General features: G+C 68.7%; 17 protein-coding genes and 1 pseudogene. 5 read left to right on the top strand and 13 right to left on the bottom strand.

Annotated features, from left to right (window positions below; translation table 11 throughout):
• Together AOZ53_RS28555 and AOZ53_RS28550 are read right to left on the bottom strand one after the other, a co-directional pair.
• The coding region (locus tag AOZ53_RS28555) for a malic enzyme-like NAD(P)-binding protein (protein WP_304439186.1) at positions 1 to 1,220 on the bottom strand (1,220 nt) is incomplete at its 3' end.
• 141 nt (positions 1,221 to 1,361) lie between these two features.
• Positions 1,362 to 2,306: a hypothetical protein gene (locus AOZ53_RS28550; RefSeq protein ID WP_054490345.1), complete on the bottom strand. Its 945-nt coding sequence runs from the start codon at positions 2,304 to 2,306 to the stop codon at positions 1,362 to 1,364.
• Positions 2,307 to 2,352: 46 nt separating this feature from the next.
• On the opposite strand from AOZ53_RS28550, the gene AOZ53_RS28545 reads away from it, so the two are divergent.
• From AOZ53_RS28545 to AOZ53_RS28535, 3 genes are all read left to right on the top strand, one after another.
• The gene (locus AOZ53_RS28545) at positions 2,353 to 3,513 is read left to right on the top strand and encodes a pyridoxal phosphate-dependent aminotransferase (RefSeq protein WP_054476031.1); all 1,161 of its coding nucleotides are present in this window, start codon (positions 2,353 to 2,355) and stop codon (positions 3,511 to 3,513) included.
• Positions 3,514 to 3,874: 361 nt separating this feature from the next.
• Positions 3,875 to 4,984: a fimbrial protein gene (locus AOZ53_RS28540; RefSeq protein WP_082385802.1), complete on the top strand. Its 1,110-nt coding sequence runs from the start codon at positions 3,875 to 3,877 to the stop codon at positions 4,982 to 4,984.
• Positions 4,985 to 5,312: 328 nt separating this feature from the next.
• On the top strand, positions 5,313 to 6,425 hold the full coding sequence (locus tag AOZ53_RS28535) for a fimbrial protein (protein WP_054490341.1): 1,113 nt from the start codon (positions 5,313 to 5,315) through the stop codon (positions 6,423 to 6,425).
• 67 nt (positions 6,426 to 6,492) lie between these two features.
• On the opposite strand, the gene AOZ53_RS28530 is transcribed toward AOZ53_RS28535, so the two are convergent.
• Entirely contained in the window at positions 6,493 to 7,311 is an 819-nt protein-coding gene (locus AOZ53_RS28530) for a lytic transglycosylase domain-containing protein (protein ID WP_006390870.1), read from the bottom strand.
• Between the two features lie 82 nt (positions 7,312 to 7,393).
• Here AOZ53_RS28530 and ubiD point away from each other — a divergent pair, with 82 nt between their 5' ends.
• Positions 7,394 to 8,938 (top strand): 4-hydroxy-3-polyprenylbenzoate decarboxylase, encoded by a 1,545-nt coding sequence (gene ubiD / locus AOZ53_RS28525; protein ID WP_054428544.1) that lies wholly within the window; start codon positions 7,394 to 7,396, stop codon positions 8,936 to 8,938.
• Between the two features lie 65 nt (positions 8,939 to 9,003).
• Here the strand turns inward: ubiD and AOZ53_RS28520 are convergent, their stop codons facing one another.
• The 8 genes and pseudogenes from AOZ53_RS28520 to AOZ53_RS28485 all read right to left on the bottom strand — a co-directional run bounded on the left by AOZ53_RS28520 (position 9,004) and on the right by AOZ53_RS28485 (position 15,528).
• Positions 9,004 to 10,230, bottom strand: a complete 1,227-nt coding sequence (locus AOZ53_RS28520; RefSeq protein ID WP_156333560.1) for a hypothetical protein — start codon at positions 10,228 to 10,230, stop codon at positions 9,004 to 9,006.
• Between the two features lie 126 nt (positions 10,231 to 10,356).
• Positions 10,357 to 10,713 (bottom strand): hypothetical protein, encoded by a 357-nt coding sequence (locus AOZ53_RS28515; RefSeq protein ID WP_054428546.1) that lies wholly within the window; start codon positions 10,711 to 10,713, stop codon positions 10,357 to 10,359.
• 3 nt (positions 10,714 to 10,716) lie between these two features.
• A complete protein-coding gene (locus tag AOZ53_RS28510; RefSeq protein WP_054428547.1) occupies positions 10,717 to 11,130 on the bottom strand; it encodes a phage holin family protein in 414 nt (137 codons plus the stop codon).
• A 68-nt stretch (positions 11,131 to 11,198) separates the two neighbouring features.
• Positions 11,199 to 11,516: an ElaB/YgaM/YqjD family protein gene (locus tag AOZ53_RS28505; RefSeq protein ID WP_054428548.1), complete on the bottom strand. Its 318-nt coding sequence runs from the start codon at positions 11,514 to 11,516 to the stop codon at positions 11,199 to 11,201.
• Between the two features lie 82 nt (positions 11,517 to 11,598).
• Positions 11,599 to 12,324 (bottom strand): hypothetical protein, encoded by a 726-nt coding sequence (locus AOZ53_RS28500; RefSeq protein ID WP_054428549.1) that lies wholly within the window; start codon positions 12,322 to 12,324, stop codon positions 11,599 to 11,601.
• Between the two features lie 156 nt (positions 12,325 to 12,480).
• Positions 12,481 to 13,350: an ABC transporter ATP-binding protein gene (locus AOZ53_RS28495; RefSeq protein WP_054428550.1), complete on the bottom strand. Its 870-nt coding sequence runs from the start codon at positions 13,348 to 13,350 to the stop codon at positions 12,481 to 12,483.
• A gap of 4 nt (positions 13,351 to 13,354) precedes the next feature.
• Positions 13,355 to 14,227 (bottom strand): nitrate ABC transporter permease, encoded by an 873-nt coding sequence (gene ntrB / locus AOZ53_RS28490; RefSeq protein ID WP_082385800.1) that lies wholly within the window; start codon positions 14,225 to 14,227, stop codon positions 13,355 to 13,357.
• 28 nt (positions 14,228 to 14,255) lie between these two features.
• A pseudogene (locus tag AOZ53_RS28485) lies at positions 14,256 to 15,528 on the bottom strand (CmpA/NrtA family ABC transporter substrate-binding protein).
• 628 nt (positions 15,529 to 16,156) lie between these two features.
• Here AOZ53_RS28485 and cysG point away from each other — a divergent pair.
• Positions 16,157 to 17,572 carry a siroheme synthase CysG gene (gene cysG, locus AOZ53_RS28480; protein WP_054490336.1) on the top strand — a complete coding sequence of 472 codons (1,416 nt, stop codon included), beginning with the start codon at positions 16,157 to 16,159 and terminating at the stop codon, positions 17,570 to 17,572.
• A 70-nt stretch (positions 17,573 to 17,642) separates the two neighbouring features.
• Here the strand turns inward: cysG and upp are convergent, their stop codons facing one another.
• Both upp and dacB read right to left on the bottom strand, forming a co-directional pair.
• Positions 17,643 to 18,281: a uracil phosphoribosyltransferase gene (gene upp / locus AOZ53_RS28475; RefSeq protein WP_054428553.1), complete on the bottom strand. Its 639-nt coding sequence runs from the start codon at positions 18,279 to 18,281 to the stop codon at positions 17,643 to 17,645.
• Positions 18,282 to 18,403: 122 nt separating this feature from the next.
• A complete protein-coding gene (dacB, locus tag AOZ53_RS28470; protein ID WP_054428554.1) occupies positions 18,404 to 19,852 on the bottom strand; it encodes a D-alanyl-D-alanine carboxypeptidase/D-alanyl-D-alanine endopeptidase in 1,449 nt (482 codons plus the stop codon).
• Between the last annotated feature and the right edge of the window lie 9 nt (positions 19,853 to 19,861).

Below are 19,861 nucleotides of genomic sequence, written 5' to 3'. Positions count from 1 at the left end.
CGCGTGGCCACGCCGCCTTCCATGGCGGCCTTGGCCACCGCCGGCGCGATGCGCACGATCAGGCGCGGATCGAAGGGCTTGGGAATCAGGTACTCGGGGCCGAACGAGATGTCGAACGTGCCATAGGCCGCCGCCACCACTTCGTTCTGTTCTTCCTCGGCCAGCGCGGCGATGGCATACACCGCGGCCTTTTCCATCTCGCGCGTGATGGTCGTCGCGCCCACGTCCAGCGCGCCGCGGAAGATGTACGGGAAGCACAACACGTTGTTGACCTGGTTCGGGTAGTCCGAACGGCCGGTCGCCATCACCACGTCGTCGCGCACCGAATGGGCCAGCTCGGGCAGGATCTCCGGCGTCGGGTTGGCCAGCGCCAGGATCAGCGGGCGCGGGCCCATCTTGGCGACCATCTCGGGCTTGAGCACGCCGCCGGCCGACAGGCCCAGGAACACATCCGCGCCCTCGATCACCTCGGCCAGCTTGCGGGCGTCGGTCTTCTGCATGAAGCGCGCCTTGTCCGGGTCCATCAGCACGGTGCGGCCTTCGTAGACCACGCCCTCGATGTCGGTGACCCAGATGTTTTCCAGCGGCAGGCCCAGGTCCACCATCAGATCCAGGCAGGCCAGCGCGGCCGCGCCGGCGCCGGACGTCACGACCTTGACCTTGTCGATGTCCTTGCCCACCACCTTCAGGCCATTGATGAAGGCCGCCGACACACAGATCGCGGTGCCGTGCTGGTCATCGTGGAAGACGGGGATCTTCATGCGCTCGCGCAGCTTGCGCTCGACGGTGAAGCATTCCGGCGCCTTGATGTCTTCGAGGTTGATGCCGCCGAAGGTGGCTTCCAGGCCGGCGATGATCTCGACCAGCTTGTCCGGATCGGTTTCGTTGATCTCGATGTCGAACACGTCCAGGCCGGCGAACTTCTTGAACAGCACCGCCTTGCCTTCCATCACCGGCTTGGAGGCCAGCGCGCCGATATTGCCCAGGCCCAGCACCGCGGTGCCGTTGGTGATCACGCCGACCAGGTTGCCGCGCGCGGTGTAGCGGAACACATTGGCCGGGTCCGCCACGATTTCCTCACAGGCCGCCGCCACGCCGGGCGAGTACGCCAGGGCCAGGTCGCGTTGGTTGGTGAGCTGCTTGGTCGGCGTGACCGAGATCTTGCCGGGGCGGCCGTGCTCGTGATATTCAAGGGCGGCTTTGCGGAGGTTGGCATCCATAGGGGCGGCTACTGGCTAGAGTGAGGAACACGAAAGGGGGCAATTCTATTCCGATGGCGAACCGCGCGAAACGTTCCCTGCGCGGCCCCCGGGACGCGCCGCCCCGGCCGGGCCGCGGGCGCCGCCCATCTTACCCCCGGCTTACAAACTGTCGCTATTCGGCGGCGGCGTGAGTTCGGGAAAACGCCCATACGGGTCGAACAGCGCCTTGATGCACGCCTGCAGCGCGGCGGCCTGCCGCGGCGCCGCAGCGGCCGCTCCGGCATCGCGCGGCGCCAGGGCGCCGGCCTGCGGCGCGGGGGCGGCCCCGGCATCGGCGACGGGCGGACTGTCCGCCAGCGTCACCCCCTGCACCCAGGCCAGCGTGCCGCCCTGCCCCAGCATCAGATGCGCCAGGTTGACCGTCGCCGGCGCCCGTGGCGCCAGGGCGTCGAGCCGATAGCGCGCCAGCCAGGACTCCCCGGCGCGGCAGGCGGCGGCCAGATCCCCGTTCACCAGCTGGAACAGCGCCGGCACCAGCCGCTGCACTGTCGCCGACCGCAACGGCTGCAGGTCATCGGCGCCGAACGGTCCCAGGGTTTCCTCGACGCCGTCCGCCAGCAGCAGATCCACGGCCAGCACGCCCGACGCCGCGCAGTCCCCCGCCGGCCAGGCTGCCGGCGCGGCCAGCCATTGGGCCAGGGTCATGGCGCCGGGCAGCCCGTCGAATTGCCGCAGCCCCGCCTGCGCCAGCGCCGCCAGCGGCACGCCGGGCTGGGCGCGCCAGCGCGGCGTCGCCCCGGCCAGCCGCGCCAGGCCCGCCAGGCGACCGGGATCGACCCGCAGCAGCGGGCCGTCGACCGGCGTGAACGGCCCATCGGCATCGGCCAGCGCCAGTGTCACGCCGTATTCGGCGCACAGCGCGCGCGCATGCGTCACATCGCCCTCGCGCGCCGGCGTCAACACCGCGCGCGGCCCCTCGCCCGCCGTCGCGCCCAGGTCGCGCAGCGTCCCCTGGCACAACAGCCCCAGCCGTTGCAGGAAGGTGGCCCAGGGCGTCTGGGCGGGCCGCCGGCCCAGGAGGAAAGCGCGCCGTGATGGCTGCATGACTACAATTCCCTTTATTCCGCTTCAAGTAGCCTTCGAGAGTCCGATGCCCCGCCTTGCCGCCCGTACCAACGAATTCCTGACCTTCCAGGTCGTCGAGCTGTTCAAGCAGGCGCAGGCGCTGCAGGCGGCGGGCAAGGACATCATCAGCCTGGGCATCGGCGAACCGGACTTTACCGCGCCGCCCCAGGTCGTGGAAGCGCTGCAGCGCGCGGCCCAGGCCGGCCAGAGCGGCTACAGCGCCCCCGCCGGCCTGATGCCGCTGCGCGAGGCGATCGCCCAGTTCTACCACGACCAGTTCGGCGCCACGATCAACCCGCGGCGCGTCATCGTCACGGCCGGCGCCTCGGGCGCCCTGACCCTGGCCTGCGCCGCCCTGGTCAACCCCGGCGGCGAAGTCCTGATGCCGGACCCGTCCTACCCCGCCAACAGCAACTTCGTGCTGGCCGCCGGCGGCCGGCCGCGCCTGATCCCCAGCTCCGCCGCCAAGCGTTTCCAGCTGTCGGCCGAGGACGTGGCGCAGCAGTGGACCGACGCCACCCAGGGCGTGCTGGTGGCCTCGCCCAGCAACCCCACCGGCACCTCCATCGACCACGGCGAACTGTCCAGGCTGCTGGCCGAGGTGCGCGCCCGCCACGGCTTCGCCATCGTCGACGAGATCTACCTGGGCCTGTCCTATGAAGGCCAGCCGCGCTCGGCGCTGACGCTGGACGACGACATCATCGTCATCAACAGCTTCTCGAAGTATTTCCACATGACCGGCTGGCGCCTGGGCTGGATGATCGTGCCCGAGGACATGGCCGCCCCGGTCGAGAAGATCGCCGGCAGCCTGGCCATCTGCGCCCCCACGCTGGCGCAGCATGCCGCCCTGGCCTGCTTCACGCCCGACGCCCTGCGCACCTTCGAACACCGCCGCGAAGCCTTCAAGCAGCGCCGCGACTACCTGCTGCCCGAGTTCGAACGCCTGGGCCTGAAGGTGCCGGTCAAGCCGGACGGCGCTTTCTACATCTACGCCGACATCAGCGACTTCGGCACAGACAGCGCCAGCTTCTCGCAACGCCTGCTGCTGGAAGCCGGCATCGCCGCCGTGCCCGGCCTGGACTTCGGCCCCGCCCATGGCCACCACACCATGCGCTTTTCCTACGCCACCGGCCTGGACCGGCTGGAAGAAGCCGTGGCCCGCCTGGGCAGGCTGCTGGGCCGCTGAGGCGCGCCCGTCGGCCCGGCCGCCTCGGACCGGGCCGCCATATCGGCGCGGGCGCCTGCCACGGGCGGGACGCGCCGATACACTGGTCGGGCGGCCGCGCGCCGGCCCGCCTTTCCGTCTGACGAAACCTTAACGTTCAGATAATCCTTGCCATGCAAAATCGCCGGGCGGAACGGGTCCTTCCCGTTCCTCGCGCCCAGGCGCGCCGCCTGGCCATGGCCCCGCCTCGCCCTCCCGCCAGCGCCGTCCGGACGCAATAGCCAAGCCTATGGCGGCGCGGCCATTGCCGGCCCGGGCCACCTATATTTTCCGGGGCGGCAACCGGCGCCGGGCCGCCTTTCCCTTTTTCAAGAGTCAATACATGTTCAAGCGGAACACGACAAGGATCCGCCGCCCGCGGCGTGGCGCGCTGGCGGCGGCGGGATGGCTCATCGCCTGCCTGCTGCCGCTGCCGGCCCATGCGGCCGGGCCGGGGTGCCAGCTCGATCCGACGCGGGCCGGCAACTACATCGAAGACCAAGGGATACAGGCCGCGCCCGGACAATTCGCGCCAGCGCTACTGTCGCTGGACAAGTCCAATCCGCCAGGCACGGTCGTCTATGACGCCCCTCTGCCGCCCGTGCCGTGGGTGTGCGTCAGCGACACAGCAGCAACCAGGAAGCCGTTCCTGGTGTCGGGCGCAAACTTGACGCCGGTCATAAACGAGTTGCGCAAGGCCGGGCTGAAACTCGTCATTCAGATCAATGGCTATCCGGACTGGGTACCGACGGGCAACACGACGGACGACAGATTCCCCTTGAGCAACGAGAGCTACGCCCCCAAGTCCGCCACGGACAGTACGTTGACGGCAAACGGGTTGCTGCTCGGCAGGCTGCGGCTGGTCACCGTCACGCCTCCGACCAGACCCGTCAGGGCCTACTTCCCCGTGTACACCGACCTCGTCAGGATGCACTACGGATTCATCCACACCAATCACATCGAAATCGGTTCGAACAACGCCACGGCCATCAGCCTCATCCCGACCTGCATCGCGAAGATCTCGACGCCGGGTTCGGTCTACCTGGGCCGGGCGTACAGCGCGGGCAATCTTCCCCTGCCCAAGCCGCAGCAGTTCACCATCGTCGCGGATTTCGACACGGCCTGCGATGGCGGTTTCAACGTCATCGACCTGGGCAGCATGGTGGTTCCCCTGCGGATCAAATTCGAACCCGAGGGCAACACCGCGCTGACGTCCCTGGGCCACGGCATAGAACTGAAAAACACCGATGGGGCGCCAAATGGCCTCGCGCTGAAGATCAAGCAAAACGGCGTCACGCCGATCACCTTCAACGCCTGGCATGACAGCGAATCGTTGACCACCAGCCTGCGCCCCAGGAATCTGTATTACTCGGCGGAACTGGAGAAGACGGGAACAACGCTGGTGCCGGGGGCATTCAGCCAGCAGGTCACCATCCTGGTGACGTTTCAATGAAGATTGCCGGATAGCCGACACACGCACCACTCGCAGGCGCCTGCGCCTGCCGCCGCCCCCTTTTTCCGCATCTGACGAAAAGCTAACGTTCAGATAATCCTTGCCATGCAAACTTGGCGGGTGAAGCGGATGCCTTCCGTCGCGCGCCCCGTGGAGCCAGACAGCCATGGCCGGGGCTTCCCCCCGCCGAGAGCGCCCGGACACAATATCCAAGCCTATGGCGGCGCGGCATTTTCCGGGCTCGGCCACCTATATTTCCGGGGTCCCTTTTCAGAAATTCGGCGCGCGCCGCGCCCGGCCGGCGCGCGCCCATCGCAGGATAAATGGCATGATCAAGCGCAAGACCATCCAGGCCCGCCCCGGGCGGCGCGGCGCACTGGCGGCAAAATGGGCCATCGTGTGCCTGCTGCCCCTGTCGGCGCCCGCGCTGGGCGAGGGATGCCAGGTCGATCCGACAAGAATGGGCAAATTCGACAACAGCGCGATGCCGGGGGCAAGCTACGCGCCTGGACAATTTGCACCGGCGATCCTCTCACTGGATAAATCCAATCCGACCGATACGGTCGTCTACAACGCCCCCCTTCCGCCGGTGCCCTGGGTGTGCGTTTCCACCAGCGCAACCCTGAAGCCCTTCCTGGTTCCGGGAGTCAATCTGGTTACCGTGCTGAGCGAACTGAAGAAGGTCGGGTTGAAGCTCGTCCTGGAATTCGACGATCTGGGCACCTGGGAACCGACCGCCAACACCACTGATGACCGATTTTTTTTGACCGACGTGAGCTATGCGCCCACCTCCCCTTCCGACCCGACCCTGACCGCACACGGCATATTGAACGGCCGGATGAAGCTCGTCACCGTCACGCCTCCCACCCAGCCTGTCAGGGCGTTCTTTTCGGCGTACCAGAATCTGGTCTCGATGCATTACGGGCGCCTCAACAATACGAGTTACATCTCCATCGGGTCCAGCAACAGCACCGCGGTGAGTCTCATCCCGACCTGCATCGCAAAGGTCTCGACGCCGGGGACGGTTTATCTGGGCAAGGCCTACAGCGCGGGCAATCTTCCGCTGCCGCCGCCGGTACCGTTCACCATCGTCGCGGACTTCGACGAGACTTGCGATGGCGGCTTCCGTATCGTGGACCTGGGGAACATCACGGTTCCCCTGAGGATCATGTTCCAACCTGAAGGCAACTCCGCCCTGACGTCAACCAACCAAGGTATTGCGCTGCAAGACGACGACGGCATGCCCAATGGACTGTCCCTGCGGATAAAGCAAAACGGCGCCAAGCCGATCACCTTCAACCAATGGCATGATTCCGAGACCCTGACGACGTCGATGCACCCGCGGTTCCTGGCTTACTCGGCGGAACTGGAGAAGACGGGAACGACGCTGGTGCCGGGGAAATTCAGCCAGCAGGTCACCATCCTGGTGACATTCCAATGAGGGCGGCGCCGGCACTAGCCGGCGCGCCGAGCGGCCAGCGGCCGCCACCTCAGGCCACGGGCCAGGGTCAATCCCGGGCCAGCGCGATGCCCGAGGCCAACGCCAGGCGGCGGCGCTCGGCCTGCACCTTGGCGCCGTAGCCGTTGTCGTCCGGCCCGGTCGAGCCGACGTAGCAGGCCAGGCCGCCATCGACCGAGCCGCGCCGGTTGATGCAGTCCCTCAGGATCGTCGCCCCGACGGCGATGTTGGCGCCGGGGTCCAGCGGGTTCTTGCCCACGGCATCGAACTTGTCCTGGTGCACGCTGGTCATCACCTGCATCAGGCCCTGCGCGCCGACGTGGCTCTCGGCCAGCGGGTTGTAGCGCGACTCGATGGCGATCACGGCCAGCAGCAGGAGCGGATCCAGCTGCTTCTCGCGGCCCACCTTGTACACGGTGTTCAGGAGCGGGCCGGTCGCGTCATAGGCGACCTTGTACTTGCGCGAAATGTAGTTGCGCAAGGCTTCGGCCTGCGGGCCGGTGGCGACCATGGCAGGCTTCTTGGGCGTCGCGGGCGCGGCGCGGGCAGGCCCCAGCATGCCGGTCGCATTGCTGGACGGCGCGGTGGGCACGGCCATGGCGATCGCCGACGAAGTATCGACGCCGAATTCGGACCCGGCTTCGGATTCGACGCCGGTCTGCATGGATGAAGGCGCGAGGGCGGTCAACAAGGCTTTGTGCACTTGCAATGCCTGGTCGCGCAAACCAGGCAGGGCGAATCCCATGCTTACCGTCACGATCACCGCGATGCCCAGGTAGACGGAGCAGATGCGCAGCGATTCGGCAAGATATTGGTGCACTCCTTGGGCCATGTTCCTGAACAGGCTGGCCACTGACGCATCGGGCATAAAACCTCCTGCGTGGAAAAAGAGGGAGTCAATGTTAACCTCTCTTTCTCCCCAAGATGTAACCAAATAGCCGGGATCTGTAGTGAAATACCGCGACCTTAGAGACTTCCTCGCTCAACTCGAACGCATGGGCGAGCTCAAACGCATCGCCGCGCCGGTCTCGACGCGCCTGGAAATGACCGAGATTTCCGACCGCGTGCTGCGCGCCGAGGGCCCCGCCCTGCTGTTCGAAAAAGCCCGGCACGACGGCAAGCCGGCCGAGATGCCGGTGCTGGCCAACCTGTTCGGCACGCCCTCGCGGGTGGCCCGCGGCATGGGCGCCGACGACGTCAGCGCGCTGCGCGACATCGGCGAGCTGCTGGCCTCGCTGCGCGAACCCGAAGCGCCCAAGGGCTTTCGCGACGCGCTGGCCAAGGTGTCGATGCTGAAGTCGGCCCTGTGGGACATGAGCCCCAAGAACGTCAAGAGTCCGGCCTGCCAGGAGATCGTCTGGGAAGGCAAGGACGTGGACCTGACGCGTCTGCCGATCCAGACCTGCTGGCCCGGCGACGTGGCGCCGCTCTTGACCTGGGGCCTGGTGATCACGCGCGGCCCCAACGCCCGCCGCCAGAACCTGGGCATCTACCGCCAGCAGCTGCTGGGGCCGAACAAGCTCATCATGCGCTGGCTGTCGCACCGCGGCGGCGCGCTCGATTTCCGCGACCACGCGCTGGCCCATCCGGGCACGCCCTTCCCCATCGCCGTGGCGCTGGGCGCCGACCCGGCCACCACGCTGGGCGCGGTCACGCCGGTGCCGGACAGCCTGTCCGAATACCAGTTCGCCGGCCTGCTGCGCGGCTCGCGCACCGAGGTGGCGCAGGCGCTGGGCAGCAACCTGTCGGTGCCGGCCTGGGCCGAGATCGTGCTGGAAGGCCACCTGCTGCCGTCGTCGGATCCGCGCGCCATCGCCCCCGTGGTGCCGGACGGCGTCAACCCGCCGCCCAACAGCGACTACGAGATGGCGCTGGAAGGCCCCTACGGCGACCACACGGGCTACTACAACGAGCAGGACTGGTTCCCGGTGTTCACGGTCGAGCGCATCACCATGCGCCGCAATCCGATCTATCACTCCACCTACACCGGCAAGCCGCCCGACGAGCCCGCCGTGCTGGGCGTGGCGCTCAATGAGGTGTTCGTGCCGCTGCTGCGGCGCCAGTTGCCGGAAATCGTCGACTTCTACCTGCCGCCCGAGGGCTGCAGCTACCGCCTGGCGGTGGTGTCGATCCGCAAGCAGTATGCCGGCCACGCCAAGCGCGTCATGTTCGGGCTGTGGAGCATCCTGCGCCAGTTCATGTACACCAAGTTCATCGTGGTGGTGGACGAGGACATCAATCCGCGCGACTGGAAGGAAGTGGTGTGGGCCATGACCACGCGCATGGATCCGGTGCGCGACACGCTGCTGGTCGAAAACACCCCCATCGACTACCTCGACTTCGCCTCGCCGGTGTCCGGCCTGGGCGGCAAGATGGGCCTGGACGCCACCAACAAATGGCCCGGCGAGACCCAGCGCGAATGGGGCACGCCCATCACCATGGACGCCGACGTCAAGAAGCGGGTGGACGACATCTGGGGGCAGCTGGGGCTGTAGGGCGCAGGGGCCGGTCGCCGGCCGCGGCGCGCCGGCAACCGCGCGGCGCGCTGCCCTCACGCCTGTCAACCGGACACGCCGGTCTCCATCCGCCGAGGCCGCTTCGCCCGGGGCCGCTCGATGCCCGGCGTGGCAACGGCGGGCGCCTGCAGATACGGAATCGCATCGTCGCGGCGCAGCGCCACGCAGCCGGCGCCGCGCGCCTGGCCAGGCGGTGTGCGGGCCTGCTGGCACAACAGCAACACCCCGCCCAGCGCGAACCGCTGGTAGCCGCGCACGGCCTGCGCGCCCTTGACCGACACAGGCGGCAGGCCGGCGGCGCTGGCCGCCGCGGCCGCTTCGGGCTTGACCAACAGGTACATCATCGGCCCGGTCTGGTACACCCCCATCGGCTTGAGCACCCACTGCACCAGGCTGCCGTACTGGCCGGCGAGCAACACCACCACGCCGAACACGACGATGGTCCACACGGTCATCTTGCCACGGCGGCTCGCCTGGGCCGGCGTGGACAACAGCGCCAGCACGGGCAGGAAGCTCAATGCGAAGGTCAAGGCCAGCACGAGCGCCAGGGTGAAGACAAAACCAAGCGCGTCGGCCAGCGGCTCCAGCAACGCCACGAGGACCAGGAACGGCGCCAGGCTGGTCAGCATCAGCGCCGCTCCCAGCCCCGCGGCGCAGGCCAGCCAACGGCCAAAGCCGGCTTGCGCCTCCCACTCGCGCCGCAAAGGCTTGCGCGCAAGCACCGCGGCCAGCAGCATGCCCCCCAGGCACAGGACGCCGCCCGCCAACAGATAGCCCCCGATGCCGGCGCCCGGCATCCAGCGCTCGATCGCGTCGATCCGGCCGCGCGCGCCGGCAAGCACCGCCAGCCAACCCAGCATCGTCATCGCCGCCAGGCGGGCCGTCGCGGAGAAACGCGCGCCCCGCGCCGCGCGATCGGCCAGCGTGTCGCGCAGGCCGCCAAAGAAGATCAGCGCCGGCGACACGATGAACAGCGTGGGCAGCAGGCAGCCCAGCACGCCGGCGGCCAGCAGCACGCCCAGTCCGCTCCACGACACCACCGCATCCAGGAACAGGCTTTCCCAGCCCGCATCGCGCAGATACAGCCAGATGCCCAGGCCCGGCACCACCAGCCACAGCGGCAGCAGCTTCCAGACGATGTCCAGCACATCCCGGCAGATCGCCAGACGCCCGCCCAGTCCCGGCGCGGCGGCCGCGTCGGCGGCAGACGTCCGCCGGAAAGGCCGCGGCCACGGACGAAGGGGGGGCTGCATGCTGGGGGTGCGAGACATGTCCAAACCTATATGAGAATTGGACGCATTTTATTTCAAATTTAAGGGACGGAAAGAAGCGGCGCGGCAAAAAGAAACCCCGCCGGTCGGGCGGGGTCGTGGGCGCGGCCGGATGGCGCAATGGCGTCAGCGCGCGTCGTCGTCCTGGCGCGCATCGCGCCACAGCTTGAACAACTGCCAGCCCACCAGCGCGCCGCCGGCCAGCTTGAGCAGTTTCGACTTGCCGCCGCCCCGCATGAACATCGCCGACAGCGACGAACTGATAAGGGGATAGCGCCGCGCCAGGCCGATGGCCTGCATGGCCCAGCGCGACGCGCCGCCGGACGCCAGGCCCGGCAGGAAGCTCTTGAGCAACGCGGCCGGCTCGAGCTTGCGCCCGGCCGACACGATGCCCTGCGCCAGCGACTCGCGCTCGATCGCGGCGCGGGCGCGCAGCAGTTCGATGCGCACGGCGCGATCGACGGCGGGAGACCGTTTCGTCATGGTTCAGTCCTCCTCGCGCCGGCGCGCCCGGTCGTCATCGTCCTGCGCGTCGCGCACGCGTTCGAGCAATTCGGCATCGCGGCCGAGCTCTTCCAGCGTGGCCGCGAACGGCGCCGGTCCGTAGACCAGGCCGTGGCGCACCACCAGCAGCAGCGCCACGCCGACCACCAGATAGAAGGCCGCCAGCAGGCCCAATGCCAGATAGCGGTCTTCGGTCGGCCAGAACGCCACCGCGACCGTGATGGTGAACACCAGCACCGCCAGCGTCAGGAACAGCAGGGCGGCGAACGCCATGCCCAGCAGTTTGAGCAGGCGCGCCTTCTCGCCCGCCGCTTCCAGCGCCAGCAGTTCGAGGCGCGTGCGCGCCAGCCCGACCAGGCTGGACGCCACGCCAAAAACAGATTTGCGTAGACCCATGGCAAAAAGGACACCGGGCGGGGGACGCGGCGAAACGCCGGCGCCGCCCGCCCGGAGGTCCTGCCCTGTCAGCGGCGGCTGATCAGCAAGCCGAGCAGCAGGCCGGTCACGCCTGCGATGCCGATGGCTTGCCAGGGATTGTCGTGCACGTAGTCATCGGTGGCGCGCGCCGCCTTGCGACCGCGTTCGAGCACCGCGTCCTGGGCTTCGTACAGGGCTTCGCGGGTGCGCTTGAGCGAGGTCATGGCGCGTTCGCGCAATTCGGCGGCCTTGTCGCCCGTGCTGCTGGCGGCTTCGCGCAGCAGGCTTTCAGCGTCGTTCAGGCTGGTCTTGACACTGTCGATGAGTTTTTCTTTTGCGACGTCTTCGGATTTTCTCGTGGCCATGTTTTGAGCTCCTGTGTGTGTCTATGACGAAACCATCATACCAGCCGCCCCGCGACGGGCCCGGCCGGCTTGCTACCGTGTGCTACTTGATTTGCGTAATCTCAACGGCGGATTTCACGCCGCCCTGGTCGATATCCTGCTTCATGACCAGATTGACCGCCGGGCAGTACCAGTCGGTGACGGTGGTGTTCATGCCGGGGATCGGAATGGTCAGCCCCTGGAAGGTGGCCATGGTGGGATCGGAATTGCGCGTGTACGTGACCGGATGGCAGGACTGCTGGCCCAGCGCGGTGCCGATGCTGGCGGCGCGGCCGACGGTCTTCTCGCCGATGCGCACCGTGGTGCTGGGCTGGCCGCCGACCGGCGCTTCCTTGCCGATCTTCAGGCGGAACGACGAGCCCGGCAGCTTCTGCCCGGGGTTGAGCTTGCCGTCGTAGGCGAACAGGCCCAGCATGCGCAGGTCGAACTGGCCCTCGGACGGCTGCGGCGCCTCGCCGGCGTTGGCGTACTTGAGGAAGGTGGCCTGGCCGCCCTTGACGGTCATCAGGTAGTCGAGCTTGGACTTGCCCGGCGGCAGGCCCGCGTAGCTGAAGCGGGCCACGCCCTGCACGCGGGCGCGGCAGTTGTCGCCATTGCTTTTCGTAACCTCGGTGAAGGCCAGGTCGGCGCCCAGCGCGATGTTGCCCGAACCGGTCAGTTGCACCGCGCCGCCCTCGTGCATGAACTTCGCATCGCAGACACCGGCCTGCGCCACGCCGGCCGCGCCCAGCGCGCCGGTCACCAAAACCAGGGATGCCAATTTTCGCAATGCCACAAGCCACTCCAGAAATCCAGGACACGCCGGCGCTGCGCGCGCACGGCTGGCTTGATACTACACCGGTTGGCAAAACGCACGCATGACGGAACGTGTCAGGCGCAAGGCGGGCGCGTGACCGCGCCGGCCCATGGGCATCAGGTCCGCGCGTCAGGCCACGGCGCGCGAACCCGCCGCCACCGGCTCGTCCTCGGCATCGGGCACCGCCGCCAACGCCACCGGCGCCGGGGTCCGCTCGGGGTTGCCGTGGCGCCGGTGCAGGAAATCCACCACCGCCGCGCGGCACGACAGGTAGACCGGATCGTTGGCCAGCCGCACCCGGTCGCGCGGCCGCGCCAGCGGCACCGGCAGGATCTCGCCGATGGTCGCGGCCGGCCCGTTGGTCAGCATGACGATGCGGTCGGACAGCAGCACGGCCTCGTCCACGTCGTGCGTGACCATGATGGTGGTGGTGCGGGTCTTGGCGACGATCTTGAGCAGCTCGTCCTGCAGGTGCGCGCGGGTCAGCGCGTCGAGCGCGCCGAACGGTTCGTCCATCAACAGCACGCCCGGCTCGATCGCCAGCGCGCGGGCGATGCCGACGCGCTGCTTCATGCCGCCGGAGATCTCGCGCGGCAGCTTGTTCTGCGCCGGCAGCAGGCCCACCAGGTCGAGCGCGGCGCGGGTGCGCTCGGCCAGCTGGGCGCGCTTCTCGGTGGCGCCGAAGACGCGCTCGACCGCCAGGTGCACGTTCTGGAAGCAGGTCAGCCAGGGCAGCAGCGAATGGTTCTGGAACACCACCGCGCGGTCCGGCCCGGGGCCGGTGATTTCGCGCTCGGCGCACAGCAGTACGCCGCTGGTCGGGCGGGTCAGGCCCGCGATCAGGTTCAGCAGGGTCGATTTGCCGCAACCGGAATGGCCGATCAGGGTGATGAACTCGCCCTGCTCCACCGTCAGGTCGATGTCGCGCAGCGCCACGAAGGCGCCCTTGCGGGTGGCGAAGGTCTGGCCCACGCGTTCGATGCGTACGAATTTCTTCATGGCGCTACTCCTCGGTGTAGGTGAAGCGGCGGGCCAGCGCGACCAGCAGCGTTTCCAGGATCAGCCCGACGATGCCGATCACGAAAATGGCGATGACGATGTGCTCGACCTTGAGGTTGTTCCACTCGTCCCACAGCCAGAAGCCGATGCCGGTGCCGCCGGTCAGCATCTCGGCCGCGACGATCACCAGCCAGGCGGTGCCGATCGACAACCGCACGCCGGTCAGCATGTAGGGCAGCACGGCCGGCAGCAGCACCTTGGTGGTGACCTTCCATTCCGACAGGTTCAGCACCCGCGCCACGTTCAGGTAATCCTGCGGCACGCGCGACACGCCGACCGCCGTGTTGATGATCATGGGCCAGATCGAACAGATGAAGATCGCCCAGATCGCGGCCGGATTGGCGGCCTTGAACAGCAGCAGGCCGAGCGGCAGCCAGGCCAGCGGCGACACCGGCCGCAGCAGGCTGACGATGGGCGAGAACATCGCCCGCACCGGCGCGTAGCGGCCGATGGCGAAGCCCACCGGAATGCCGACCAGCGCCGCCAGGCCAAAGCCGATGCCGACCCGCTGCAGCGAGGCCAGCAGGTTCCAGCCGATGCCCTTGTCGTTGGGGCCGTTGTCGTAGAACGGGTCCGAGAACAGTTCCACCGCCGCGCGCCAGGTCACGCCCGGCGTGGGAATCTCGGGGATGCGCATGGCCACCACCTGCCAGACCAGCACGAACAACGCGAAGCCGGCCACCGGGCCGACCACCGCGCGCAGCGCCGCTTCCAGGCGCTCGCGCCAGGCGTCGGCCCAGGGGGCCGCCCGCGGCGCCGGCGCGGCGGCGGGCGCGGTCACGGGCGCCGCCCGCTCCATACTCGTTACGGTAGACATCGCGATTCTCTCCTGTGCAAAGGGGCGCTCAAGCCTTGACCTTGAAACCGTCGGCATAGGCCGTCGGGTTGCTGCCATCCCAAACGACGCCGTCGATCAGGGTGGAGCTGCGCATCTCGCCGGCGGGCAAGGCAATGCCGGCGGCCTGCGCGGCCTGCTTGTAGACGTCGATGCGGTTGACCTGGCGCGCGACGGCCAGATAGTCGGGATGCTCCTTGAGCAGGCCCCAGCGCTTGTGCTGGGTGAGGAACCACATGCCGTCGCTCAGGTACGGGAAGTTGGCCGCGCCGTCGCCCGAAAAACGCATCGCGTGCGCGTCGCTCCAGCGCTTGCCCAGGCCATCGTCGTACTGGCCCAGCATGCGGTCGACGATGCCGCTGGCGTCGGTGTTGACGTAGGACTTGGCGGCGATGGTCTCGGCCGTCTTGCGGCGGTTCTCGGGCGAGGCGTCGATCCATTTGCCCGCTTCCAGGATGGCGGCGGTGACGGCGCGCGCGGTGTTCGGATTGCGCGCCACGAAATCGGCGCTGGTGCCCAGCACTTTTTCGGGATGGTCGGTCCAGATGGCCTGGGTGGTCACCGAGGTGAAGCCGATCTTGTCGAGGATGGCGCGCGCCCCACGGTTCGCCCACGCAGAAGCCGTCCATGTTGCCCACGCGCATGTTGGCCACCATCTGCGGCGGCGGCACGGTGATGACCTTGGCGTCCTTCATCGGGTCGATGCCGTAGGCGGCCAGCCAGTAGTACAGCCACATGGCGTGGGTGCCGGTCGGGAAGGTCTGGGCGAAGGTGTATTCGCGCTTCTCTGACGCCATCACCTTGGCGAGCGATTCGCCATCGCGGGCGCCGGCCTGCAGCAGCTTGTTCGACAGGGTGATGGCCTGGCCATTCTGGTTCAGGTTCATCAGCACGGCCATGTCCTTCTTCGGCCCGCCCACGCCCAGCTGCACGCCGTAGATCAGGCCGTACAGCACGTGGGCCATCTCCAGCTCGCCGTTGAGCAGCTTGTCGCGCACGGCGGCCCAGGAGGCTTCCTTGGACGGCGTGATGGTGACGCCGTACTTCTTGTCGATGCCCAGCACCGAGGCCATGACCACCGAGGCGCAGTCGGTCAGCGGAATGAAGCCGATCTTCACCTCGGTCTTTTCGGGGGCGTCGCTGCCCGCGGCCCAGGCGCCGGCGCGCACCAGCGGGTCGACCAGCGACAGCAGGCCGGCGCCGGCCACGGCGCGCGCGGTGCCGGCCAGCCACTTGCGGCGGCTGGCGTCGGTGGTCGAATCCGGACCCATGGCGGCGGGCAGGCGGGGTTTCACTGGCGTCATACGAGGCTCCTGGCAAAAAAAAACGTCCCGCGCGCCGATCGGGAACAACCCGTTGGCGCTGCGGAACGTCGTTGTTCCCTGCCGCGGATCGCGGCGCTTGGCGTGGCCGGACCGCGCGCGGCCCGTCCATCAACGGTTAAGCAATCGGCGTGCCAAGTGGCCTGGCGTGCCCGTCACGGTCGCCGCGCACCCGCGCGCCCACTGCGTTTGCGGCGATCCGCGAGGCCGTGCGCGGCCGCGCCGGAAACCGCGCCCGAAGATGGCCGGCGCGCCGCGCGATCCAACTTGGTGCGTAAACGAATGCGGCGACGCACCATCGATGTGCGGGCGGTTCCCGCGGCCTCGAATCCGGCGCCCTGCCCGCCCCCGCCGCTCCCGCGGCCGGGCGTCCCCGCCCTCGCGGGCGCTGCCCGATGCGCTTATTTCCTGGCTTGGCCGGCGCCTGCACGCGGGCATGGAACTTGCATGAGTTGAGCCGGTGCAACCCGCGGGCGGGCCGCGCCAAATAAGTTGTGGCTATATGGATTCAAGAAATCAGAAGTTGTGGGGATGAAACCCGATCCCTATGATCGTTTGACCTTCTGCCGGGTGCGCCCGAGGCTGCGTGATGAAGCTTTTCCCGATATTTGCCGATCTGAAAGACCGGCCCGTGCTGGTCGTGGGCGGCGGCGCGGTGGCCGAGCGCAAGACGCTCGCCCTGCTCGAAGCCCATGCCGATGTCGCCGTTGGCGCGCCCGAGCTGACGCCGGCGCTGGCGGAGCTGCTGGCGGCGGGCCGCATCCGCCACCTGGCGGGCCGCTTCGACCCCGCCTGGCTTGATGGCGCGTGGCTGGCGGTGGCCGCCACCGATGACCGCGGCGTCAACGCGGCGGTCTCCGACGCCGCGCGGGCTCGCCGCATCTTCAGCAACGTGGTGGACGATCCTGAACTGTCGTCGTTCCAGGTGCCGTCCATCGTCGACCGCTCGCCGATCATCGTCGCCATTTCCTCGTCGGGCGTGGCGCCGGTGCTGGCGCGGCGCCTGCGCGAACGCATCGAATCCCTGTTCGACCACAGCCTGGGCCGCCTGGCCGGCCTGGCCGAACGCTACCGCCAGCGCATCCGCGCCGGCCACCCCGATCTGGGCGCGCGGCGCCGCTTCTATGACTGGCTGCTGGACGGCCCCGTGGCCGGCCTGCTGCGCCAGCAACGCCCGCAGGACGCCGAAGCCGCGCTGGAGACCGCACTGGCCCAGCCGCTGGCGCCGGCCGAAGGCAGCGTGGTGCTGGTCGGCGCCGGCCCCGGCGATCCCGGCCTGCTGACGCTGAAGGCGCTGCGCGCGCTGAACGAGGCCGACGTGATCCTGTACGACCGGCTGGTCAGCGACGACATCATGTCGCTGGCGCGCCGCGACGCCGAACGCATCTCGGTGGGCAAACTGCCGGGCGAGGACCATCACGCGACCCAGGCGCGCATCCACGCCCTGCTGGTCGAGCACGCCCGTCTGGGCCGCCGCGTGGTGCGGCTCAAGGGCGGCGACGCCTTCATCTTCGGCCGCGGCGGCGAGGAACTGGAACACCTGCGCGCGCACGGCGTGCGCTATGAGGTGGTGCCCGGCATCACCGCGGCGCTGGCCTGTGCGGCCTATGCCGGCATTCCGCTGACGCACCGCGAGCACGCGCAATCGGTGCGCCTGGTGACGGCGCACTGCCGCGAGGACGAGGACAACCTGGATTGGCCGGCGCTGGCGCGCGAACGCCAGACGCTGGCGTTCTACATGGGCGTGGGCCAGCTGGAGCTGCTGACGCAGCGGCTGATCCGCCATGGCCGCGCCGCCACGACGCCGTTCGCATTGATCGAGAACGGCAGCCGGCCAGAGCAGCGGGTGCTGTCGGGCGCGCTGGAGGACCTGCCGCGCCTGGCGCGGGCGCACGCCATCCGCTCGCCCGCCCTGCTGATCGTGGGCGAGGTGGCGGGACTGGCGCAATCATTGCATTGGTTCGGCGAGCACCTGGAAGGCGCGCCGCAAAGACTGGCGGCGTAGCGCCCGCCCGGCGCGGCCGCTGGCGGCCGATGCCGGCGGGCCCGGGCCACGCCGCCCGGGGCGGAAGACCTCAGTCGGTCTTCTGGGTGGTGCCGAAGATGCGGTCGCCCGCGTCGCCCAGGCCCGGCATGATGTAGCCATGCTCGTTCAGGCCGTCGTCGATGGACGCGGTGTAGATATGGACGTCCGGGTGCTTGGCCAGCACCGCGTCGATGCCGACCGGCGCGGCCACCAGCACCAGCGCGCGGATTTCCTTGCAGCCGGCGCGCTTGAGCAGGTCGATGGCGGCGACCATGGAGCCGCCGGTGGCCAGCATCGGATCGACGATCAGCGCCAGGCGCTGGTCCAGCTCGCCCACCAGGCGTTCCAGGTAGGTGTGGGCCTCCAGGGTCTCTTCGTTGCGGGCCACGCCCACCACGCTGACCTTGGCGCCCGGGATCAGGCTGAGCACGCCGTCCAGCATGCCGATGCCGGCGCGCAGGATGGGCACCACGGTGACCTTCTTGCCGGCGATCTTCTCGACCTGCACGGCGCCACACCAGCCTTCGACGGTGGCGGGAGCCAGCGGCAGGTCCTTGGACGCTTCGTACGTGAGCAGCGCGCCCACTTCCTGCGACAGTTCACGGAAGCTCTTGGTGCTGAGGTCGGCGCGACGCATGATCCCGAGCTTGTGGCGGATCAGCGGATGGCGGATTTCGTGCACGGGCATGTGCGTAAATCTCCAGAATATTGATAGACAGGGTTGTTCGCCTCAGGCGCCGCCGGAAATACGGCGCGCGCCCGAGAATCGTAATCGGTTTGCCGGGTGGATGCAGGGGGCCGCGTCAACCTTTATTGTTCGGCCAGCCAGGCGATCAGGGCGTCGTCGAAGGCCCGCACGGCGCCGGCCTGCTCGTGGTTGACGATGCTGACCACCACATAGCGCTTGCCGCTGGCGCCCAGCACGTAACCGGCGATCGAGCGCACGTCGCGCAACGACCCGGTTTTCAGGTGGGCCATGCCGAGCGTGCCGTCGCCTTTCATGCGGCGGCGCACCGTGCCATCGACCCCGGCGATCGCGAGGGATGAAATGTACTCCGGCATGACGGGGGAATTCCAGGCCACGGTCAGCATCGACGCCAGGCTGTCGGCCGACACCCGGGCGTCGCGCGACAGGCCGGCGCCGTTGTCGATCACCAGCTCCGGCATGTCCAGGCCCTGCTTGGCCAGCAGGCCCTTTGCCACGGCACCGCTGCTGGCCACGGTGGCCGGCCGGCGGCCCTTTTCCGCGCCCAGGGTCAGCAGCAGCGTGCGCGCCATGACGTTGTTGCTGCGCTTGTTGATCTGGCGGATCACCTCGGCCAGCGTGGGCGAGTCGTGCGAGGCCAGCACCACGGCGTCGCCCGGCACCATGCCGGAACGCACCTGGCCCTTGAACGTGCCGCCCAGTTCCTTCCACAGCAGGCGGAAGACCTCGGTGGCGTAATCGGTCTGCGACAGCGCCAGCCGGTACAGGTCGAATTCGCCGCAGGAACCGGCCACCTTGCCGCTGACGCGCAGGGTGATGCCCTGCTGGGTGATGACCGGGTCGGTGTTGACCACGGGCGCGCCCGGACAACGCGCGTCGCTCCATTCGACCCGGCCCTCGATCTTCAGGCCGGGCAACGGCGGGTCGATCAGCGGCACCCACTTGTTGGCGGCGGAGTCGGGGGTGAACAGGATGCGCACCGCGCCAAAGCCCACCATCAGCGCGTCGGGGCTGGCGTTGTAGGCGCGGTCGGGGGCGCCGTCGAAGGCGCCGGGGTCGGTGGCGACCTGGCCGAAGATGCTGCGGTCGATCACCAGGTCATTGATCTGCTTGACGCCGCGCAGGCGCAGTTCGCGCAGCAGCACCCACAGGTCCTGCATCAGGAATTGCGGATCGCCGCCGGCGCGCAGGTAGAGCGGCCCCGACAGCACGCCCTTGGCGTCGGGCCGGGCGCCCGGCTCGGTCATGAAGGCGGTGCGCCAGACGTAGTTGGGGCCCAGCTCGGATAGCGCCGCCCAGGTGGTGACCAGCTTCATCACCGACGCCGGGTTGCGCGCTTCCTTGGCGTTCAGCGTCGCCAGGCGCGGACCGCCGACTTCCTGCACCACCAGCGACAGCGAACTGTCCGGCAGCTTGCTGGCCTTCCAGGCGTTGACCACGCTCGGGGGCAGGCCCTGCACCTGGGCGCAGGCCGTGCCGGCCGCCAGGGCCAGCAGTCCGCCGGCCAGCCATTGCCGCGGCCCGCCCACACGCTTTTTCCCTAGTCCCGTCATGCCCTGTCC

This window comes from Achromobacter sp. 2789STDY5608621, assembly GCF_001299375.1.
Classification (GTDB): Bacteria; Pseudomonadota; Gammaproteobacteria; order Burkholderiales; family Burkholderiaceae_B; genus Achromobacter; species Achromobacter insuavis.
This window is presented reverse-complemented; position numbering and strand designations above follow the sequence as displayed.